Annotated in this window: 19 protein-coding genes, 1 tRNA gene and 1 other annotated feature; of the genes, 10 read left to right on the top strand and 10 right to left on the bottom strand. The window is 66.2% G+C overall.

Features of this window, described 5'->3' with window-relative positions; all coding sequences use genetic code 11:
• Positions 1–78: 78 nt before the first annotated feature.
• Entirely contained in the window at positions 79–1,497 is a 1,419-nt protein-coding gene (locus K3551_RS08310; protein ID WP_259919119.1) for a diguanylate cyclase, read from the top strand.
• Here K3551_RS08310 and K3551_RS08315 read toward each other — a convergent pair.
• From K3551_RS08315 to K3551_RS08330, 4 genes are read right to left on the bottom strand one after another with little or no spacing between them, the layout of a single operon-like run.
• Complete coding sequence (locus K3551_RS08315; protein ID WP_259919121.1) at positions 1,494–1,964, bottom strand: periplasmic heavy metal sensor; 471 nt, start codon at positions 1,962–1,964, stop codon at positions 1,494–1,496. The two genes, K3551_RS08310 and K3551_RS08315, sit on opposite strands and share 4 nt — an antisense overlap.
• Positions 1,961–2,287 carry a hypothetical protein gene (locus tag K3551_RS08320; protein WP_259919123.1) on the bottom strand — a complete coding sequence of 109 codons (327 nt, stop codon included), beginning with the start codon at positions 2,285–2,287 and terminating at the stop codon, positions 1,961–1,963. Before K3551_RS08320 ends, K3551_RS08315 begins: the two co-directional genes overlap by 4 nt.
• Positions 2,280–2,864, bottom strand: a complete 585-nt coding sequence (locus tag K3551_RS08325; RefSeq protein ID WP_311199783.1) for a sigma-70 family RNA polymerase sigma factor — start codon at positions 2,862–2,864, stop codon at positions 2,280–2,282. The genes K3551_RS08320 and K3551_RS08325 overlap by 8 nt, the downstream gene beginning before the upstream one ends.
• Positions 2,865–2,918: 54 nt before the next feature.
• Positions 2,919–3,425: an EF-hand domain-containing protein gene (locus K3551_RS08330; protein ID WP_259919125.1), complete on the bottom strand. Its 507-nt coding sequence runs from the start codon at positions 3,423–3,425 to the stop codon at positions 2,919–2,921.
• Between the two features lie 297 nt (positions 3,426–3,722).
• On the opposite strand from K3551_RS08330, the gene K3551_RS08335 reads away from it, so the two are divergent.
• Positions 3,723–4,088, top strand: a complete 366-nt coding sequence (locus tag K3551_RS08335; protein ID WP_259919533.1) for a DUF983 domain-containing protein — start codon at positions 3,723–3,725, stop codon at positions 4,086–4,088.
• A complete protein-coding gene (locus K3551_RS08340) occupies positions 4,085–4,741 on the top strand; it encodes an NUDIX domain-containing protein (RefSeq protein ID WP_259919127.1) in 657 nt (218 codons plus the stop codon). Before K3551_RS08335 ends, K3551_RS08340 begins: the two co-directional genes overlap by 4 nt.
• A gap of 73 nt (positions 4,742–4,814) precedes the next feature.
• Here the strand turns inward: K3551_RS08340 and K3551_RS08345 are convergent, their stop codons facing one another.
• Together K3551_RS08345 and K3551_RS08350 are read right to left on the bottom strand one after the other, a co-directional pair.
• Complete coding sequence (locus tag K3551_RS08345) at positions 4,815–5,813, bottom strand: glutathione S-transferase C-terminal domain-containing protein (RefSeq protein WP_259919130.1); 999 nt, start codon at positions 5,811–5,813, stop codon at positions 4,815–4,817.
• A gap of 10 nt (positions 5,814–5,823) precedes the next feature.
• On the bottom strand, positions 5,824–6,723 hold the full coding sequence (locus K3551_RS08350; RefSeq protein WP_259919131.1) for a DMT family transporter: 900 nt from the start codon (positions 6,721–6,723) through the stop codon (positions 5,824–5,826).
• 203 nt (positions 6,724–6,926) lie between these two features.
• Here K3551_RS08350 and K3551_RS08355 point away from each other — a divergent pair, with 203 nt between their 5' ends.
• Positions 6,927–7,466, top strand: coding sequence for a hypothetical protein (locus tag K3551_RS08355; RefSeq protein ID WP_259919132.1), 540 nt, complete (start codon positions 6,927–6,929; stop codon positions 7,464–7,466).
• A gap of 57 nt (positions 7,467–7,523) precedes the next feature.
• Here the strand turns inward: K3551_RS08355 and K3551_RS08360 are convergent, their stop codons facing one another.
• Positions 7,524–8,585 (bottom strand): cupin, encoded by a 1,062-nt coding sequence (locus K3551_RS08360; RefSeq protein WP_259919133.1) that lies wholly within the window; start codon positions 8,583–8,585, stop codon positions 7,524–7,526.
• Positions 8,586–8,674: 89 nt separating this feature from the next.
• On the opposite strand from K3551_RS08360, the gene K3551_RS08365 reads away from it, so the two are divergent.
• On the top strand, positions 8,675–10,963 hold the full coding sequence (locus K3551_RS08365; RefSeq protein ID WP_259919145.1) for an NADP-dependent malic enzyme: 2,289 nt from the start codon (positions 8,675–8,677) through the stop codon (positions 10,961–10,963).
• Between the two features lie 69 nt (positions 10,964–11,032).
• On the opposite strand, the gene K3551_RS08370 is transcribed toward K3551_RS08365, so the two are convergent.
• Positions 11,033–11,248, bottom strand: a complete 216-nt coding sequence (locus K3551_RS08370) for a DUF2945 domain-containing protein (RefSeq protein ID WP_259919146.1) — start codon at positions 11,246–11,248, stop codon at positions 11,033–11,035.
• Between the two features lie 148 nt (positions 11,249–11,396).
• Between K3551_RS08370 and K3551_RS08375 the strand changes: the two genes are divergently transcribed.
• Positions 11,397–12,593 carry a PLP-dependent aminotransferase family protein gene (locus K3551_RS08375; RefSeq protein WP_259919147.1) on the top strand — a complete coding sequence of 399 codons (1,197 nt, stop codon included), beginning with the start codon at positions 11,397–11,399 and terminating at the stop codon, positions 12,591–12,593.
• 15 nt (positions 12,594–12,608) lie between these two features.
• On the opposite strand, the gene K3551_RS08380 is transcribed toward K3551_RS08375, so the two are convergent.
• Positions 12,609–12,824 (bottom strand): hypothetical protein, encoded by a 216-nt coding sequence (locus tag K3551_RS08380; RefSeq protein ID WP_259919148.1) that lies wholly within the window; start codon positions 12,822–12,824, stop codon positions 12,609–12,611.
• 90 nt (positions 12,825–12,914) lie between these two features.
• On the opposite strand from K3551_RS08380, the gene K3551_RS08385 reads away from it, so the two are divergent.
• Positions 12,915–13,190: a DUF2312 domain-containing protein gene (locus K3551_RS08385; protein ID WP_259919149.1), complete on the top strand. Its 276-nt coding sequence runs from the start codon at positions 12,915–12,917 to the stop codon at positions 13,188–13,190.
• Between the two features lie 38 nt (positions 13,191–13,228).
• Here the strand turns inward: K3551_RS08385 and K3551_RS08390 are convergent, their stop codons facing one another.
• A complete protein-coding gene (locus K3551_RS08390) occupies positions 13,229–14,095 on the bottom strand; it encodes a hypothetical protein (RefSeq protein ID WP_259919151.1) in 867 nt (288 codons plus the stop codon).
• 91 nt (positions 14,096–14,186) lie between these two features.
• On the opposite strand from K3551_RS08390, the gene K3551_RS08395 reads away from it, so the two are divergent.
• From K3551_RS08395 to K3551_RS08405, 3 genes are all read left to right on the top strand, one after another.
• On the top strand, positions 14,187–15,854 hold the full coding sequence (locus K3551_RS08395; protein ID WP_259919152.1) for an iron ABC transporter permease: 1,668 nt from the start codon (positions 14,187–14,189) through the stop codon (positions 15,852–15,854).
• 6 nt (positions 15,855–15,860) lie between these two features.
• Positions 15,861–15,936 (top strand) — tRNA-Thr (locus K3551_RS08400).
• Positions 15,937–16,351: 415 nt separating this feature from the next.
• Positions 16,352–17,580, top strand: a protein-coding gene (locus K3551_RS08405) for an IS3 family transposase (protein WP_259919154.1) whose coding sequence is annotated in 2 segments (ribosomal slippage) — positions 16,352–16,640 and positions 16,640–17,580 — 1,230 coding nt in all. Because the reading frame shifts where the segments join, the coding sequence is not laid out codon by codon here.
• Positions 16,633–16,749: a sequence feature (AL1L pseudoknot), on the top strand. It overlaps the preceding gene by 117 nt.
• Positions 17,581–17,699: the final 119 nt, after the last annotated feature.

Here is a 17,699-nt window from a genome sequence, read left to right on the forward strand (position 1 = left end):
TCGATGACCATAACCATTCTCACTGGATTCTTAATCGTCCAGTAAGACCTGTGAAATTTTGAGAAAGGCCAGTCAGCCATGACCGGGCGCATCCTAATCGTCGATGACGTCGCCACGAATCGTATCGTGATGAAGGTCAAGCTGACAGCCGCCCGGTACGAGGTGACCCCCGCCGCCAGCGGCGAAGAGGCGCTGCGCATCGCGCGCGGCGGCGGGATCGACATCGTGATCATGGACATGATGATGCCCGGCCTGTCGGGCGCGGAAACCTGCGCCCGGCTGCGCGCCGACCCGGCCACCGCCGCCATTCCCGTCATCCTGGTGACCGCCAGCGACGACACGGAGGCCCGGATGGAGGGGCTGTCCGCCGGTGCCGACGATTTCCTGTCCAAACCCGTCGACGAAATCGCGCTTCTGGCCCGTGTCCGCTCTCTCCTGCGCAGCCGGGAGGAGGAGCGGACCTACGAAGAACACAGCGGCCCCCTGCTGGGCATGCAGATGGACAGCGGTTTCGGTGGCTTCGCCGAGGGGGGCAAACAGGCAGGCTTCGCCGCAAAACCCGCGCCTATCGACGGTCAGATCGCGCTCGTGGCCGGGGGCGACAGCGCCTGGTTGCTGCGCCAAAGGGACCGTCTGCGGCCTCTGTTCCGCGAACAGGTTTCTGTCATATCGCGCGATTCCGTTCTGTCGCTTGACCGCGACAGCGCGCCTGATCTGTTCCTGATCGACGCCGACCTTGGTGCCCATAACGAGGGGCTGCGCCTGATGTCGGAACTGCGCTCGCGCCAGGCGACGCGGCATGCGGCCTTCATCGTGATCCTGCCTGCGGGCGACAGCGAACGCGCGGCCACGGCGCTGGATCTCGGGGCGTCGGATGTGGCGTATCGCCCGTTCCCGGTCGATGAGATCGCCATGCGCATCCGCACCCAACTGGCGCGCAAAAGGCGCGCCGATCGCATGCGCGATACCCTGGAGACGGGGCTCCGCCTTGCGGTGATCGACCCGCTGACGGGGCTGCACAACCGTCGCTACGGGTTGCACCATCTGGACCAGATCGCCACCCGCTGCCGTGCACAGGGCATCCGCGCCGGCGTGATCCTGATGGATGTCGATCACTTCAAGGCCGTCAACGACACCCATGGCCACCTGGTCGGTGACCGGGTCCTGTCCAAGGTGGCACTGGTGCTCAAGGAAAGCCTGCGCGGCGAGGATCTGGTCTGTCGCATTGGCGGAGAAGAGTTCCTGGCCGTGCTGCCCGACAGCAGTCTCGATCAGGTCCGCACCGTCGCCGAACGGTTGCGCAAGGCGATCGAGGCGCTGAACTTCCGCCTGGACGATGGCAGCACCCTGTCGGTCACCATGTCGCTGGGCGTCGCCATGCTGGAGGATCGCGACGATGCCTCGACCCACGCGCTCGCCATCGTGGATCGCGCGCTTTATGCCGCCAAGGACGCAGGCCGCAATCAGGTGCAGACCGCCAGCCTGACCAGCGGTTAGCGTCTCCGCCGCGTCAGGCTGTCTTCCAATGCCGTGACGAAAGCCGCGCGTTCCGCAGGCGTCAGATCCGCCACCACCTCGACAAAGGCATCCAGCCCCCGCTGCGCCAGATCCGCCTGAACCTGCCGCTGGCCCGCCAGGGCCGCGCGCAACCCGTCCGGGTCGAACGGCTCGGCCCGCAAGGCCGCGACCACGGCCCGTCGGCCCGCGCGAATCCGGTCGCGCCCCTGTCGCAGCACGGGATCGCCCCGCAACCGCGCCCGCAGCTCGTCGCTGCGCGGCCCGTCCAGCGCGCGTGAAAAGGCGGCAAGTTCGGGGGGGCCGCCGCGCGCCGTGCGCGGGTCATCGCCGCCGCCCCGTCGCGGCCCATCAGGGGCCAGCAACACCGCGCCCGCAATGGCAAAGACCACCAGCAGGTTAACGGCCACAGAAGCCCAAAGCGCGATGCGCAACCTGCGCGGGGTCATAGCCAATCCTCCCAGCTGCCGCCGTAGATGTCGTCCAGCAGGGCCTCGCCATCGGTCAATGCCTCGGTCGCAGACAGGTCCATTCCCGGCACCGCTTGCAGCACCAGCGCCGGCTGCGCAATGCCCAGCCACAGCCCGCACAGCGCCGCCACCGGTGCCCCCAAGGCCCCGCCCCAAAGGCTGATGCTGCGCCACCATGGCACCGGGCGCGGGGCCATTGCGATCGCATCTTCGATCACTGCCGACCTCAGGGCGGCACCCAAGGGCACGGTGTCATCGCCCATGTTCCGCAGCAGGGCCTCGATCTCTGTCTCGTTAACCATGGGTTCCGTCCCCCGTGTCATCTTTCAACCCCGACAGCAGCGCTGCAAGCCTTCGCTTGCCCCGCGCAATCAGGCTTTCGACCGCTTCCACCCCGGTGCCCATCATCGCGGCAATATCGGGGTTCGAATGGCCTTCGATATGGCGCAACACGACCGCTTGTCGCTGGCGGTCGGGCAGGCTGTCCAGGGCCGCGCGCAGGGCGGCCTGGCGGTCGGCGCCGATCATCACCGCCTCGACGCCAGGCGCCGGGTCCGCGATGTCCATTTCGTCGTCCAAAGGCGCCGACCGCGCCGCACGTCGTTGCCGGTCGATGGCCAGGTTTGCCGCCACCCGGCCCAGCCAGGTCGACAGCTGCGCCGTGCCGTGGGCATCCCAGTCCCGTGCCTTGCGCCAAAGTCGCAGGAACGCCTCCTGCACGATGTCCTCGGCCTCGGCCCGGTTGCCGCCCGTCAGCTTGAGGCAGAAGGCCATGAGCTTCGGGCCCAGACGATCGACCAGCATTGTCGCGGCGGTGCGGTCGCCCGTCACCACCCGCGCCAGCAGCGCTGCTTCCTCTTCCTGAGCCGTCAAGGTCACGGTTGCTCCTGTCCCGTGGGGGTGTCGGGGGCGGGCATCCGCCCCCGGACCATGTCAGTGGCGACCGCCGCCGCGCTTGCCGCCGCGCTGGCCCATCTGCTCGAACTCTTCGGCGCTCAGGCCGCCGCTGTTATCGGCGTCGGCCCGCTCGAACATCCGCTCGGGTCCACCGCGACCGCGCCGGCCTTCGCCGTCGCCGCGCTGCGGGCGTCCGGCCTCGATCTCGGCCTGGGTTAGCGTACCGTCGCTATCGGCGTCCATCCGGTCGAACATGCGACCTGCACGTTCTTCGCTTCGGCCCTGGGCGGCGGCCAGAACCTCTTCGCGGCTCAGCGCGCCGTCGCCATCGGTGTCCGAGGCTTCGAACCGGGCGGCCCCATGGGCGGCGCGGTGGGCCTGCATCTCTTCCAGCGTCAGCTGGCCGTCGCCATTGGCATCCAGCTCGCTGAACGCGGGCCGTTCACGCCCCTCGCCGCGGGCATCGGCGGCGGCTCCGAACGTCATCACCGCGACCCCCGCCATCAGCGAGAGGGTCAGGATCTTCAGGTTGGGCTTTGTCATTTCTGTCTCCGGGTATCTGACGCGCCACTGGTTTGCGGCCCGTTCCCCCCTTGCACGCGGACCGTCGCGGTTTCCGTCGCAGGTTTTTTCAACTTTCCCATTTTTGCCGATCCAGCCCCGCGCCATCCTGTCACCTGTCCCTGCGACCAGGACGCGCCTAGGACCGGGGCATCAAAGGACACCACCATGCAAGATCTGACCCCCTCTGCCGATCCGGCCCCCGTAGATGCCGATCCGGCCCCCGTAGATGCCGATCCGGCCCCCGTAGATGCCGATCCGGCCTCCACCACCCGCGAGATGCGGACCTCCATGCTGCGCGGGTGGCGGCGACGTTGCCCGAACTGCGGCTCCGGCCCGATGATGAAAAGCTATCTCAAGGTGCGCGACAGCTGCGCCGTCTGCGGAGAAGAGCTGCATCACCACCGCGCCGACGACGGCCCGCCCTATCTGACCCTGTTGATCGTGGGCCACATCATCGGCCCCGCAATGCTGTGGTACTTCGTTGCCTTCGAGCCGGATCCCTACAGCTTCATGGCCATCTTCATGGTCGCGGCTGCCGCCCTGTCGCTGTGGTTTCTGCCCCGGCTCAAGGGGGTGATCGTCGGCGTGCAATGGGCGTCGCGCATGCATGGGTTCGGCCATACGGAGAGCGGACGCAGGTGACGCCCCCCACCGACAAGGCCGCCCTGCGCGATGCCGCCACCACCGTTTTGCTGCGCGACGGGCCGACGGGCCCGCGCGTCCTGATGGGACAGCGGGGCGCGGGCGCGGCCTTCATGCCGTCGAAATTCGTGTTTCCGGGCGGTGCCGTGGACGCGGGCGATGGCACGGTGACCCTTGCGCGGGCCCTGCCGCAGGCGGATCGCGCCGCCCTGGCGCGGCGCAGCACCCTGCCGCCCGAGACAATCGCCGCCGCCGCCCTGCGCGAATTGGCAGAGGAAACAGGCCAGATCCTGGCCCGGCCCAGCCCGACACCGGCTCCCTGGCCCGGATTTGACGGGCTGGCCCCCGATGCGGGCCCCCTGCGGTTCATCTTTCGCGCGATCACCCCGCCGGGCCGTCCCCGGCGCTTCGACGCGCGTTTCTTTCTGGCATCGGCGGATGCATTGCGCGGAGACCCGGATGATTTCACGGCCGCCGAGGATGAACTGAGCCACCTGCACTGGGTGCCCCTGGCCGAGGCGCGCGCGCTCGACATGCCTTTCATCACCGAAATCGTCCTGGCCGAAATCTCCGCCATTGCCGAAGGCCGCGACGCCCCCGGCGTGCCCTTTTTCGACAACAGCGGTGCGACCTCGGCTTTTCTGCGGCTCTAGTCGGCGGGGCCGGATGTCCTGCCGGGAAATCCGGCCGCAGGTTTTGCTGAAACCCCTGGCGACCGGTCCGGGTCTATCCGTCCGCCAGGTCCGGGTGGTCATAGGCCTCGGGGTAGGGCAGGGGCGTCAGGGGGCCCAGCGGCACGGTTCCGTTCCAGGACCGTCCGAAATACCCCTGCCGACAATGCACCAGCGACCCGGCCTCCGCGACGCCCGGCAAGGCATGAACCCGGCAGAGCCAGCGCCAGAGCGCCGGATAATCCAGGATCCGCGCCGCGTTCAGTTTCATCCGCACGTAATACACCGGATCGTGCCGATAGAGGGTCGGGAACAACCGCAGGTCCGCCTCGGTGAAACGGTCCCCACAAAGAAATGCCCGCCCGTCCGACAGGCGCGCCTCCAACCGGTCGAGCGTCTCGAAGTAGCGCGCGAAGGCCTCCGCATAGACGGCCTGATCCGATGAAAAGCCCGCCTTATAGGCCCCGTTGTTGATCGCAACATAGATCTCGGTGTTCAGCGCGTCGATCTCTGTGGCGAGGTCCTGCGGATAGAGATCCCCCGCACCGCCAAGCCCCGCCGCCTCGGCGCTGAACATACGCAGGATCTCCGCGCTTTCGTTCGACACGATCCGCCCAGCCTGCTTGTCATACAGGATCGGCAGGCTCGCCTCCTCCGACCCTTCCGCCCCGTAGATCTCCACCGCCAGACGATAGCCGCGACCGGTGCCCGTCTCGGCGGTGCACTCCGGCAGGGGGGCGCCGGTCAGGCTGGCCACCCTTTCGGGCGCGAATTCCCAGCGGTTCGGCGCGACCGGATCGTCGTCGCCGGTGCGGTTGGGAAAGGCCACGTCCATGGTGATCGACACCTGCAATCCCAGCACCGCGCGCGCCAGGGTCACCCGGTGGCACCAGGGACAGTTGAGCGCCACGAACAGATGATATCGCCCCACCTCTGCCGGATGGGCCGCGTCCCCGATCCAGCTGCGATGGGCGCTGACCCCGCGCACGAATTCCCCCCGCGCACGCCGCGCGGCGGCCCCATCCTGTGCTTCCTCGATCGCCTTGTTCGACATGACGTCCCCCTCAGCCGCGCAGCAGGATCAATCCCAACACGCTGACCCCGACCAGCAGGATACCCGCCAATTCCCGCGTCGTCTGCCGCTCCCCCAGGGCGAAACGGGAAATCAGCATCGACAGCACCAGCTCGATCTGACCCACCGCGTTCACATAGGCCGCCGTCTGCAAGGTGTAGGCCGTGAACCACCCCATGGACCCCGCCATGGAGGTCACGCCCACCAGCGCCGTCACGCGCCAGCCAGTGAACACGGCGATCAACCCGGCCCGGTCCCGCCAGGCCAGCCACAGCAGAAGCATCAGCGTCTGTATCAAGGTCACGATGCACAGCGTCATCGCCGCCCGCAACAGCGGCGCATCGGTCGCTATCGCCAGCGACGCCCCGCGATACCCCACGGCAGACAGCGAAAAGAAAACCCCGGACCCCAGCCCCAGCAAGGTCGCCACGTTGAACGGATTGGCCCTCAACCCGGCTCCCACCGGTACCGACAGGATCAGAACCCCCAGGAAACCGACCGCCATGGCGACAAGCGATACCCAGGTCACCACCTCGCCCAGCAACAGGAACCCCGACACCACGGTCAACAGAACGGCGGTCTTGGAAAACGCCATGCCCACCGCGAAATTGCGCCGCGCGAACAGCGCGACAAGGCAGACCGTCGCCAGGATCTGCGATATCGCCCCGGTCAGGGCAAAAGGCCAGAACTCCGGACCGATTGCCGGAAACTGCCCGCCAGTCGACACGGCCCAGATCCCCAGCCCGATGGCGATGGGCAGGGGGGCGTAGACAAAGCGCGCAAAGGTCGAGGCAGCCGGGCTCAACCCCGAAAGCGACAGTCGCTTTTGCAGATAGAACCGCATGGCCTGAGCCGAGGCTGCGAAAAGTGTCGCGAACAACCAAAGGGACATGAATGCGTCATGCCCGCGACACGCATCGCGCACCAGTCCCCAATTGATGCCATGGATTGGCGCCAGCGGTTTCGAGATCGGAGGGAAAAGCGATAACTTTCAGACAATTGTTCCGAATACTCGGACAAATTCAGTTGAATCTGCCACAATTATGACTGAATTTAGCGCCATATTGGTCTCAATTCCGACGAGGTCCCGCCCAAATGTCGCTGCTGCCCCGCCTTACTTCTCTTTTACCGGCCGCCTGGGTTCAGGCCGGTCAGGACCTGCGGTCCTGGGGCGCGACCGTGCCGACACAACTGCGCAGCGCCTCTCGGCTGGAAGCCGCGTGCATGTCGCTGGGCGTCGCGGGCATGGCGCTCGCGCTGTGCGTATCCGTGGCTCAGGCGACGCTGTCGCCGCTGGTGGTGACCGAAGACGCGCTGCGGCGGGCTGTGGTGGCGGCAGACTTTGACGGCGCGCTTTGCCCCGATGGTTGGGCGGCGGATCATGCCGGATTTCTGGGCATGACCGAGGCCGAGGTGACCGCCTGGTATCTGCGCGAGTCGTTCCAGCTGAGCGATCAGCAGGTCATCACCAACGTCGGCTTCTACCTCGCCAACGCGACCGACTTCCGCCAGATCGAGGGGCCGGCCCTGACCCGCAACCAAATCCTGCTGTGCGTCGCCGAAAGCCGCCGCCTGACGCAACCGTTGGAGGCGTTGCTGCCCCCGCATCTGCGCACCACCGGCACCGATGCCTGATCGAACCGGGGCGGCCTGAAGCCCGCCCTACACCTTACGGGCCTCGTAGGGCGGGGTTCACGCCGCCGCCCCGCCCGCAGGCAGCGTGACAGTCAGAATTTCCAGATCCTCGGTGGCCCCGGCGAACCGCAGGTCCTCCGCTGGTGCCAGAACGAAAGCATCGCCTTCGGACAATGACTGTGCCTGCCCCTCGCGGATCAGCTGCATCCGCCCGGACCGCAGGAAACCCAAGTGTATCTCCGCGTCCGCTCGCATCGGCCCCGCGTCGGTGACGGCGCGCAGCACCCGCACCCCGGCTACCCCCCGCGTCGCGTCGGCCACGCCGGTCTCACGCGTCACGAACCCCTCCGGCCCCGGTCGCCACGTAGCCTCCGCCGCCCGGTGGTGCAGGAACCGCTGTCCCTGGAACCGCCGGGCGGGATTGGCGGGGCCGTTGGGCAAGACCATCTCGTGGTCCATGGTCGTCACATGCACCGCTGGCACGCCCACCTCCACCACCTCGATATTGTCGGAGGCATGGAGCACCCTGTGCCGGATCTCCGGCGGCTGGATGACGCAGCCCCCGGCCTCCAGGCGGAACGCCGGGCCCTGATCCTCGTAGATCAGATCGACCCACCCCCGGTGGCAAAAGATCAACTGAAACCCCACCGTGTGATAATGCACCATGTCCGGCACCGGTCCGCCGTCGGGGATGCGGATGTGGCTGGCGATGACCGCCCCGCCCAGCCGGTCGGGCACCAGGTCGCGATACTGCATGCCCGCGCGCCCGATCACCCAAGGGTCGCCGTCGGACAAGCGCCGCAGGCCGAACCCGGTCTGCACAGGCGGCAAGGCATAGACAGGTACCGGCGTCCCGACCTCCACCCGTGTGCCCCCCGGCGACAGCGCCGCCGCCCCTTCGGTCAGGCGCAGGGTGACCGCCCCCTTGGCCCCGCGGACCAGCCGCAGGCACAGGCCCAGCCCCGAAAGTCGCGCCACCTCCGGGTCATCGGCGGGCCAGATCGCGTCCAGCCGAAAGCCGCGCGCGGTCCAGAATGCCAGCTCTGCTCCCAGGTCGGGCGCGGGCAGGACGATCTCTGCCCCTGTCGTCGAGGAATTATTCATGGCACACAGCATCATCACGGTCCCCGGCGCGCGTCAAACAGGCACTGGCAGGACAGGATGGTTTAATATTAAACGATCTTCGGATCGGGCAGGGAGGGGCCAGAATGAGCGACCGCAAAGAAGAGCAGCAGGCGGCGGCACGACAGGCGGCGCTGGATTATCACCGCTATCCCCGCCCCGGCAAGCTGGAGATCCGGGCCACCAAGCCGCTGGCCAATGGCCGCGACCTGGCCCGTGCCTATTCGCCCGGCGTGGCCGACGCCTCGACCGCGATCCACGAAAACCCCGCCGCCGCCGCCGACTACACTGCGCGCGGTAACCTCGTTGCCGTCGTCTCGAACGGCACCGCCGTCCTGGGCCTGGGCAACATCGGCGCGCTGGCCTCCAAGCCGGTGATGGAGGGCAAGGCCGTCCTGTTCAAGAAGTTCGCCAATATCGACTGTTTCGACATCGAGGTGAACGAAAGCGACCCCGAAAAGCTGGCCGATATCGTCTGCGCGCTGGAACCCACCTTCGGCGCGATCAACCTGGAGGACATCAAGGCCCCCGACTGTTTTGTGGTCGAACGCATCTGCCGCGAGCGGATGAACATTCCCGTCTTCCACGACGATCAGCACGGCACCGCCATCGTCGTCGGGGCCGCCGCGCTCAACGCGCTGCGCCTGACGAACCGCAAGTGGGAGGACGTCAAGGTCGTCTCCACCGGTGGCGGCGCGGCGGGCATCGCTTGCCTCAACATGCTGGTGACCTTGGGCGTAAAGCGCGAGAACGTCTTCCTGTGCGACCTGCACGGTCTGGTTCACGAAGGCCGGGCCGAAGACATGACCTCGCAAAAGGCCGCCTTCGCCCAGCCCGGCGGCGCGCGGTCCCTTGATGACGTGATCGACGGCGCGGACCTGTTCCTCGGCCTGTCCGGTCCCGGCGTGCTGAAACCCGCCATGGTCGAGAAAATGGCCGCCAAGCCGATCATCTTCGCGCTGGCCAATCCGAACCCGGAAATCCCCTACGACGACGCCAAGGCCACGGCCCCCGATGCGATCATCGCCACCGGGCGCAGCGATCATCCGAACCAGGTCAACAACGTCCTGTGCTTCCCCTTCATCTTCCGGGGCGCGTTGGACGTGGGCGCGACCGAGATCAACGAGGCGATGAAGGTCGGCTGCGTCGAGGGCATCGCCGCGCTCGCCCGCGCCACGACCAGCGCCGAGGCGGCAGCCGCCTACAGCGAGGAACAGCTGACCTTTGGCCCCGATTACCTGATCCCGAAACCCTTCGATCCGCGCCTGATGGGCGTCGTCGCCAGCGCCGTGGCCAAGGCCGCGATGGAATCAGGCGTGGCAGCGCGCCCCATCGACGACCTGAAGGCCTACAAGGCCGCGCTGGACGCATCTGTCTTCAAATCCGCCCTGATCATGCGCCCGGTCTTTGCCGCCGCAGCCCAGGCCGAGCGCAGGATCGTGTTTGCCGAGGGCGAGGATGAGCGCGTGCTGCGCGCCTCTCAGGCCATTCTGGAGGAAACCACGGACATCCCGATCCTGATCGGTCGTCCTGATGTGATCGCCACCCGCGCCGCCCGCGCGGGCCTGACGATCGAGCCGGGCCGCAACGTGGAAATCGTGAACCCCGAAAGCGACCCCCGGTATCGTGACTACTGGGAGACCTATCACCACCTTATGGCGCGGCAGGGCATGGCCCCCGACCTGGCCCGCGCGGTCATGCGCACCAACACCACCGCCATTGGTGCGGTCATGGTTCAGCGCGGCGAGGCTGACAGCCTGATCTGCGGCACCTTTGGCCAATTCCTGTGGCACCTGCGCTACGTCACCGAAGTGCTGGGGCAGGGCGGGTTGCATCCGGTCGGCGCGCTGTCGCTTGTCATCCTGGAGGATGGGCCGCTCTTCATCGCGGACACCCACGTGCACGCCCAACCGACGCCGGAACAGATCACCGAAACCGTCGTCGCCTGCGCCCGGCACGTCCGCCGCTTCGGGGTGGAGCCGAAGGTGGCGCTGTGCTCGGCCTCGCAGTTCGGCAACCTCGACAGCCACTCGGGCCGGACGATGCGCACGGCCTTGGCCCAGCTTGACGCGATGAAGCTCGACTTTTCCTATGAGGGCGAGATGAACGTCGATGCCGCGCTCGACCCCGCGTTGCGCGCCCGCTTTCTGCCCGCCAATCGGATGGAGGGGCCGGCCAACGTTCTGGTCTTCGCCTCGACCGACGCGGCGGGGGCGACCCGCAACATCCTCAAGGCCCGCGCCGGCGGGTTGGAGGTCGGGCCGCTTTTGATGGGAATGGGCAACAAGGCGCACATCGTGACGCCGTCCATCACCGCGCGCGGTCTGCTGAATGTCGCCGCCCTCGCGGGGACACCGGTGGCGCATTACGGCTGACCGGGGGCTGGGCGCGGTTTTCCCCCAAAACGTGAAAACCGCGCCCGGGCCATACCCCAAAACGTGAAATCAGGCGGCCTCCACCTCGGAGGCGAGTTTCAGCACCCCGTCGCCGTCCTCCTGCTCGATATAGAGCGCGGGATCGTCGTCGGACCCGTTTCGCGTGACCTCTGTGCCCTGCAGTTTGCGGGTGATCTTCTGGGTGTAGGTCTTTTCGATCTTGCCGGTCCCGGTGCCGTTGCCCCAGTTCCATTTCACCGTGTCGCCGACGTTGTAGCTGGCCATGTCATCCTCCGTTCGCAGGGTCGCGAGGGCAACGAAACAGTTGCACCTGCGGTTCCCTGTGCACGATCCGATCACAAATCGGGCGTGTTGCGTAACGAAGCATCACAAGGCTTGACGCAAGGTAGGTCATTACTGTTGACCTATTGACATGACTGATTTCACGCTCTTCCAGCCCCGCCTCGCCAGCCGGATGTCCGGTGTCCAAGCCTCTGAGATCAGGGAACTTCTGCGCGTCGCCGACGCCCCCGGCGTCATCAGCTTCGGTGGGGGAATCCCCGATCCCTCGCTGTTCCCGACCGCCGACATGGCGGCCACGGTGACTGAAATCCTGGCCGATCCGGCGCAGGGCGCGCGTGCCTTGCAGTATTCCGTCAGCGAGGGGGAACCCGAACTGCGGCAATGGGTGGCGGATCGCCTGACCGCACAGGGCGTCACATGCGCCCCGGAGAACGTTCTGATCACCTCGGGCGCACAGCAAGGACTTGATTTCCTTGGCCGTATTCTGATCGACCGAGGCGACGAAGTGTTGACCGAATGGCCAACCTACCTTGGTGCGCTGCAGGCTTTTGGACCCAATGGCCCCGTCTATCGCCCGCTGGAGGGGCACAACGCCATGGGCGCGACGACGGGACCGGGACGCAAGGCGTTCGCCTATGTGGTTCCCGACTTTGCCAATCCGACCGGGGCCACCATGACCCGCGCGGCCCGCGACCGGTTGCTGGCCTTGGCCGAAGCAGAGGATTTCATCGTGGTCGAGGACAATCCCTACGGCGCGCTCCGTTTCGAAGGCGAGGTTTTGCCCAGCCTTCTGGCGCTGGATGCAGGCGCGCGGGGACATGTGGATGCCAGCCGGGTCGTGCACCTGGGATCGTTCTCGAAAATCCTGTCGCCGGGCCTGCGGGTGGGGTGGATGGTGGCGGCCAAGCCTTTGATTAAAAAGCTTGTCTTGATGAAACAGGCCAGCGACCTGAACGCGCCTCGTCTGAACCAGATGGCTGCGCTGCGTCTGGCGCAGGCCGGTCTCGATACCCGCATCGCCAGGGCGGTCGAGCGGTATCGCGGCAAACGCGACGCCATGCTGGCCGCGCTGGAGACGGCGATGCCCGAAGGCCTGCGCTGGAACCGGCCCGAAGGCGGCATGTTCCTTTGGCTGACCCTGCCCGAGGGGATGGACGCCGCCGCGCTGTTGCCGAAGGCAATCGAGGCGGGCGTGGCCTTTGTGCCCGGTGCTGCCTTCTATCCGAACCGCGATGTGAGGAACTGCATGCGCCTTAGCTATTCGTTACCGTCAGAGGCAGATATTGCCGATGGAATTCAGCGTCTTGGGCGTGTCCTGCGGGGTTAGCCCGCCTGCGCCGTCTCAGGCGAGGAAAACGCCCAGAACCACCATCATCAATCCCAGGCCCGACACGGCCAGCGCGCCCAGGTTCAACGCGACAAGCTTGCGCAGTCGCGCCTCCATCGCGGCCCCCTCCAGCCCCTCGCGTTTGGCGCGGGCGGCGATGACGATGCAATAGACCAGCCCCGCCAATCCCGCGGCGGCCAAGGCTGCGCCGATCCATACCAATGCGGTCATATCGCGTCCTTCCAACGTTGCACCCGTCCCTGCCGGGCGCTACCCAAGGTGCTCTGAGGACGCAAGAGCAACAGAGACAGGAGACAGGGCATGGCGGAGCTGAAAGTGGTCGAAGACGGCCCAGCCGACACCTACCGCGTCACGGCCGATGAACTGCGCCAGTTCATCGAACGTGTAGAGCGTTTGGAGCAGGAAAAGAAAGACATCGCCGAACAGGTCAAGGAAGTCATGGCCGAGGCCAAAGGCCGTGGCTACGACACCAAGATCATGCGAAAGATCATCGCCCTGCGCAAACGCGAGGCGGATGACATCGCCGAGGAAGAAGCGATCCTCGACATGTACAAGGAAGCGTTGGGCATGTCCTGACGCGCCAAGGCCCGCCGGTCGCGGCGGGCCATCGGCCCTCAGGGGGCCAGGAACCGGACGTCATCACGCGCGCGGAGCTGCGACAGGTCCCGTTCGTAAAGGTCGGTCATCGCGGCGATCAACGCCTGCGACCAGCCGGGCAGGGCGATCTCTTCGTCGAGCTTCGATTCGTCGGCGTATTTGCCCAGGAAAGCGGTCACGACCTTGCGCCAGGTGGCCAGCGTCGGTGTGGGATTGTCGTGCAGATAGGTTTCCAACCGGCGGAAGCCGGCCTCGGTCATCACCTCGCGCAGGATCATCGTGTCAGCGTGATGTGCCTCTTTCACGTCGGTGACGGCACGCAGGATCGCGGGCCAGATCAGCGGCAGATCCTCGTTGCACCAGATCGTCAGGGGCACATCCGGACAGGCCGCGCGGATACGGTCGATCACCGGGGACCACAGCATCTGCCCCATGTCCTGACCGCCGAGGAAGGCACCGAAATCCTCGACCGTTGAGGCGCGAAAGAGGGCGGGCACAAAGGTCGCCGGATTGCGGATGCCCAAAAAGAACTCCACCTTGTGGCCCGCAAAGAGGTCGCGCAGCGCCGCCGCCTTTTCGCCCGCAAGCCCATACATGGTGTTGTCCTGCACGATCTTGGCATAGGCTCCGAGGAAGCCTTCGTTGCTCAGTACAATCCGCTGCGCCAATGCGCCGCCCAGCAAGTCTTCGGCCAGGCGGGTCGGGCCCCCCGGCAGAATAGAGCCCTTGCCCGCCTGCAACGCCTTGTTGATCGCTGGTCGCGCCTGCGCCGGAGGCGGCACGGCGACGCCCTTGGCGGTCATCATCTGCGCGTCGGCCAGCAGCGCCTTTTGCAGGCGATCCTCGTCGGTGCAATGGGCACCGAGGTGAAGGGCGATGTCCAAGGGGCTGGCCTCATGCGATTGTCTGCTTTGGGGCGACGTTACCTGCGCCCCGCTGGACAGGCAAACGGCAATGGACTAGGCCGCCGGGGATATGTCCGACGAAAACGCTCAAGGATTTGCGCGCCGCCGCCGCTGGCCCCGCCTCGACATCTGGTCGTTGGCGGCGATGGCCATCGCCGCGCTGGTCCTTGTTCCGATCCTGTCGGTGTTCTGGCTGGCCGCCAATCCGTCCGAGAACATCTGGCCGCACCTGATGGCCACGACCCTGCCACGCTATCTGACCACGACGCTGATCCTGATGGTGGGCTGCGGTCTCCTGGCGGGGGTGGTGGGCACGGCGGCGGCCTGGATCGTGGCGATCTATGACTTTCCGGGGCGGCGCTGGCTGGCTTCGGCCTTGCTGCTGCCGCTGGCGATACCGGCGTATGTGGGGGCCTATGCGCTGGTCGATTTTCTTGAATATGCGGGACCCGTGCAGACCGGTCTGCGCGGCCTGTTCGGCTGGACCTCGGCCCGCGACTACTGGTTCCCGGACATCCGATCGTTGCCCGCCGCAATCCTGGTGATCGGCCTGTCGTTGACACCCTATGTCTACCTTCTGGGCCGCGCCGCCTTTTCCGAGCAATCAGGGGCGGGATTCGAAGTCGCGCGCGCGCTCGGGGCAGGCCCCTGGGCCCGGTTCTGGCGCGTTGGCCTGCCGTTGGCCCGTCCAGCCATCGCGGCGGGCGTGGCGGTTGTGATGATGGAAGCCGTCAACGATTTCGGTGTTGTCGATTTCTTTGGGGTGCAGACCCTGACGACGGGGATCTTTTCGGTCTGGCTGTCGGGCGGCAACGCGGGTGGCGCGGCACAGATCGCCTGCGTGATCCTGGTTCTGATCGCCGGTCTGGTCACGATCGAGCGCGCGTCCCGCCGCCGCCGCCGGTTTTGGCAGGCCCCGCGCGCACAGCGGCCCGTTGCCCGCGTCACACTGACGGGCGCGCGTGGTTGGTGCGCGACGCTGGCCTGCGCGGTGCCGGTGCTGCTGGGTTTTGTCTTTCCGGTGTCGGTCATGGGCTGGCATGCGGTGGTCGCCGCCGATGGTTGGTTGGCACCGGGGCTTGCAAAGGCCCTGATCAATACGGTTGTCGTGGCCGGCACGGCGGCCGTGGTGACGGTGGGGCTGGCGCTTGTCATGGTCTATGGCGTGCGCATGACGGGCCGCCGCATCCCGCAGGTCCTGCTGCCCGTGACGACGGTCGGCTATGCCGCGCCGGGGGCGGTGCTGGGCCTGGGCGTGTTGATCCCGATGGCGGCACTGGACAATCGCGTGGCCGACAGCATCCTGGCCCTGACCGGCTGGGACCCGGGGCTGATGTTGACGGGCACGACGGCGGCGCTTGTTTTGGCCTATGTCGTGCGGTTCTTTGCCATCGGTCAGGGGGCCGCAGACGCGGCGCTTGGCCGGATCCCCCCGTCATTGCCGTTGGCCGCGCGGTCACTGGGACGTGGACCGGGGGCGGTGCTGCGCGACATCCACCTGCCATTGATGCGCGGGTCGATCGCCATGGCGCTGTTGCTGGTGTTCGTGGACGCAATGAAAGAGCTGCCGGCGACCTTGTTGCTGCGGCCATTCGGTTTCGACACGCTGGCGACGCGGGTGCATGATCAGGCCTCGTTGGAGCGCCTGTCCCAGGCCGCGCCAGCCGCACTCGTCATTACTGTGATCGGATTGGTCGCCGTCCTCTTGCTGGCCCGCGCCGAGGGCGCTAGGAGGTAGCTGAGTGCCCCTATAGCTCAGCTGGTAGAGCAACTGATTTGTAATCAGTAGGTCCGCGGTTCGAGTCCGTGTGGGGGCACCATTTCTCTTACTATTATCAGCACTTTGCGTCGTTCGGGTTGGTGTTCTTCGGCGCGAGCTGAGGGGCTTGGAAGCAGTGCGGAAGCAGTACGAGTGTGGCCGCATAGCAACGCCTGCCGCTGGTTAGATTGATTGGCACTGTTGCAACTCGGGCGGGCACCGGACCTTCGCTGCGTTCTGAACGAACGAACGAACGAACGAACGAACGACCGAGGTGCGAGACTTTTCAGACTTTCGCTGCAACTGCGAAATTGGATTGGCCTAAAGCCAGCACCGACACTAAGGGCGGGAAGGAGACATTCGCTGCACTTGTGATGAACGTCTGCTTCCAGTCCTAGACACAGGCTTGGGTCGATAGCGCAGTGAACCGCGCCGGGTTTGCCGGAGGCTCCAACACCTGAGTAGGATGGAGCATCATGAGCAAAACAACGAACAAGTATTCGCCCGAAGTCCGCGAACGCGCGGTACGGATGGTTTTGAGCAACGAAGGCCAGCATGAGAGCCGCTGGTCGGCGATCCTGTCGGTTTCGTCGAAGATCGGCTGCGCGGCTCAGACGCTGAATGAATGGGTGAAGCGTGCCGAGGTGGACAGCGGCCGGCGCGGTGGCGTGCCGACCGAGATGGCCGAGAAGTTGAAGACGCTGGAGCGCGAGAATCGGGAGCTGCGGCAGGCCAACGAGATCCTACGCAAGGCGTCCGCGTATTTTGCTGTGGCGGAGCTCGACCGCCGGTCAAGGACATGATCGCCTTCATTGACGATCATCGCGGGGAATACGGGGTCGAGCCGATCTGCAAGGTGCTGCCGATCGCCCCCTCCACCTATCACGATCACCTGGCGAAGCGGGCCGATCCAACGCGCCTGTCCGATCGTGTCAGGCGTGATGTCGGGCTGAAGCCCGAGATCGAACGCGTGTTCGAGGCCAATTTCCGGGTCTACGGCGTGCGCAAGGTCTGGCGGCAGATGCGTCGGGAGGGCTTCGATGTTGCCCGCTGCACCGTTGCCCGGCTGATGAAGGAGATGGGGATCGAAGGCGTGATCAGGGGGAAGAAGATCAAGACGACGACCCCCGACAAGGCGGCCCCGTGCCCGCTGGATCGCGTGAACCGTCAGTTCCACGCACCGGCCCCGGACATGCTCTGGCTAAGCGACTTTACCTACGTCGCAACCTGGACCGGCTTCGTCTACGTCGCATTCGTGATCGACGCCTACGCCCGGCGGATCGTCGGCTGGCGCGTCAGTCGGACGGCCCATGCCGGATTTGTCCTCGATGCCTTGGAGCAGGCCGTCCACCAGCGCCGTCCGGCAAAAGGCGCAGGTCTCGTTCATCATTCCGACAGGGGGTCCCAATATCTTGCTATAAAATACACCGATCGCCTCGCAGAAGCGGGCATCGAGCCTTCGGTCGGCAGCGTCGGGGACTCGTATGACAACGCGCTCGCCGAGACGATCAACGGGCTGTTCAAGGCTGAGGTCATTCATCGGCGCGGACCTTGGCGCAGCTTCGAGGCCGTGGAATACGCGACCCTCGAATGGGTCGATTGGTTCAACGACCGCAGTCTACTGGAACCCATTGGAAATATCCCGCCAGCAGAAGCTGAGGCAAACTTCTATGCGGCTCTGGATAGAGTAGACATGGCCGCGTAGCTAAGACAAATCAGCCTCCGGCAAACCCGGCGCGGTTCAGACCTTTGGCTATACTTGCATAGTACCCGAGCCCGCCAGACAGCATATCCGCAGAGGACGTTCTGTCGTCGAAGTTCCCG

Origin of the sequence: Jannaschia sp. M317, from assembly GCF_025141175.1 — a bacterium.
Lineage (GTDB): Bacteria > Pseudomonadota > Alphaproteobacteria > Rhodobacterales > Rhodobacteraceae > Jannaschia.

What these genes read in the sequence shown, in the direction of transcription:
- K3551_RS08310 (WP_259919119.1), top strand. Translation starts at nt 79, where the DNA reads ATGACCGGGCGCATCCTAATCGTCGATGACGTCGCCACGAATCGTATC.
- K3551_RS08315 (WP_259919121.1), bottom strand. Translation starts at nt 1,964, where the DNA reads ATGACCCCGCGCAGGTTGCGCATCGCGCTTTGGGCTTCTGTGGCCGTT.
- K3551_RS08320 (WP_259919123.1), bottom strand. Translation starts at nt 2,287, where the DNA reads ATGGTTAACGAGACAGAGATCGAGGCCCTGCTGCGGAACATGGGCGAT.
- K3551_RS08330 (WP_259919125.1), bottom strand. Translation starts at nt 3,425, where the DNA reads ATGACAAAGCCCAACCTGAAGATCCTGACCCTCTCGCTGATGGCGGGG.
- K3551_RS08335 (WP_259919533.1), top strand. Translation starts at nt 3,723, where the DNA reads ATGCGGACCTCCATGCTGCGCGGGTGGCGGCGACGTTGCCCGAACTGC.
- K3551_RS08345 (WP_259919130.1), bottom strand. Translation starts at nt 5,813, where the DNA reads ATGTCGAACAAGGCGATCGAGGAAGCACAGGATGGGGCCGCCGCGCGG.
- K3551_RS08350 (WP_259919131.1), bottom strand. Translation starts at nt 6,723, where the DNA reads ATGTCCCTTTGGTTGTTCGCGACACTTTTCGCAGCCTCGGCTCAGGCC.
- K3551_RS08355 (WP_259919132.1), top strand. Translation starts at nt 6,927, where the DNA reads ATGTCGCTGCTGCCCCGCCTTACTTCTCTTTTACCGGCCGCCTGGGTT.
- K3551_RS08360 (WP_259919133.1), bottom strand. Translation starts at nt 8,585, where the DNA reads ATGATGCTGTGTGCCATGAATAATTCCTCGACGACAGGGGCAGAGATC.
- K3551_RS08365 (WP_259919145.1), top strand. Translation starts at nt 8,675, where the DNA reads ATGAGCGACCGCAAAGAAGAGCAGCAGGCGGCGGCACGACAGGCGGCG.
- K3551_RS08370 (WP_259919146.1), bottom strand. Translation starts at nt 11,248, where the DNA reads ATGGCCAGCTACAACGTCGGCGACACGGTGAAATGGAACTGGGGCAAC.
- K3551_RS08375 (WP_259919147.1), top strand. Translation starts at nt 11,397, where the DNA reads ATGACTGATTTCACGCTCTTCCAGCCCCGCCTCGCCAGCCGGATGTCC.
- K3551_RS08380 (WP_259919148.1), bottom strand. Translation starts at nt 12,824, where the DNA reads ATGACCGCATTGGTATGGATCGGCGCAGCCTTGGCCGCCGCGGGATTG.
- K3551_RS08385 (WP_259919149.1), top strand. Translation starts at nt 12,915, where the DNA reads ATGGCGGAGCTGAAAGTGGTCGAAGACGGCCCAGCCGACACCTACCGC.
- K3551_RS08395 (WP_259919152.1), top strand. Translation starts at nt 14,187, where the DNA reads ATGTCCGACGAAAACGCTCAAGGATTTGCGCGCCGCCGCCGCTGGCCC.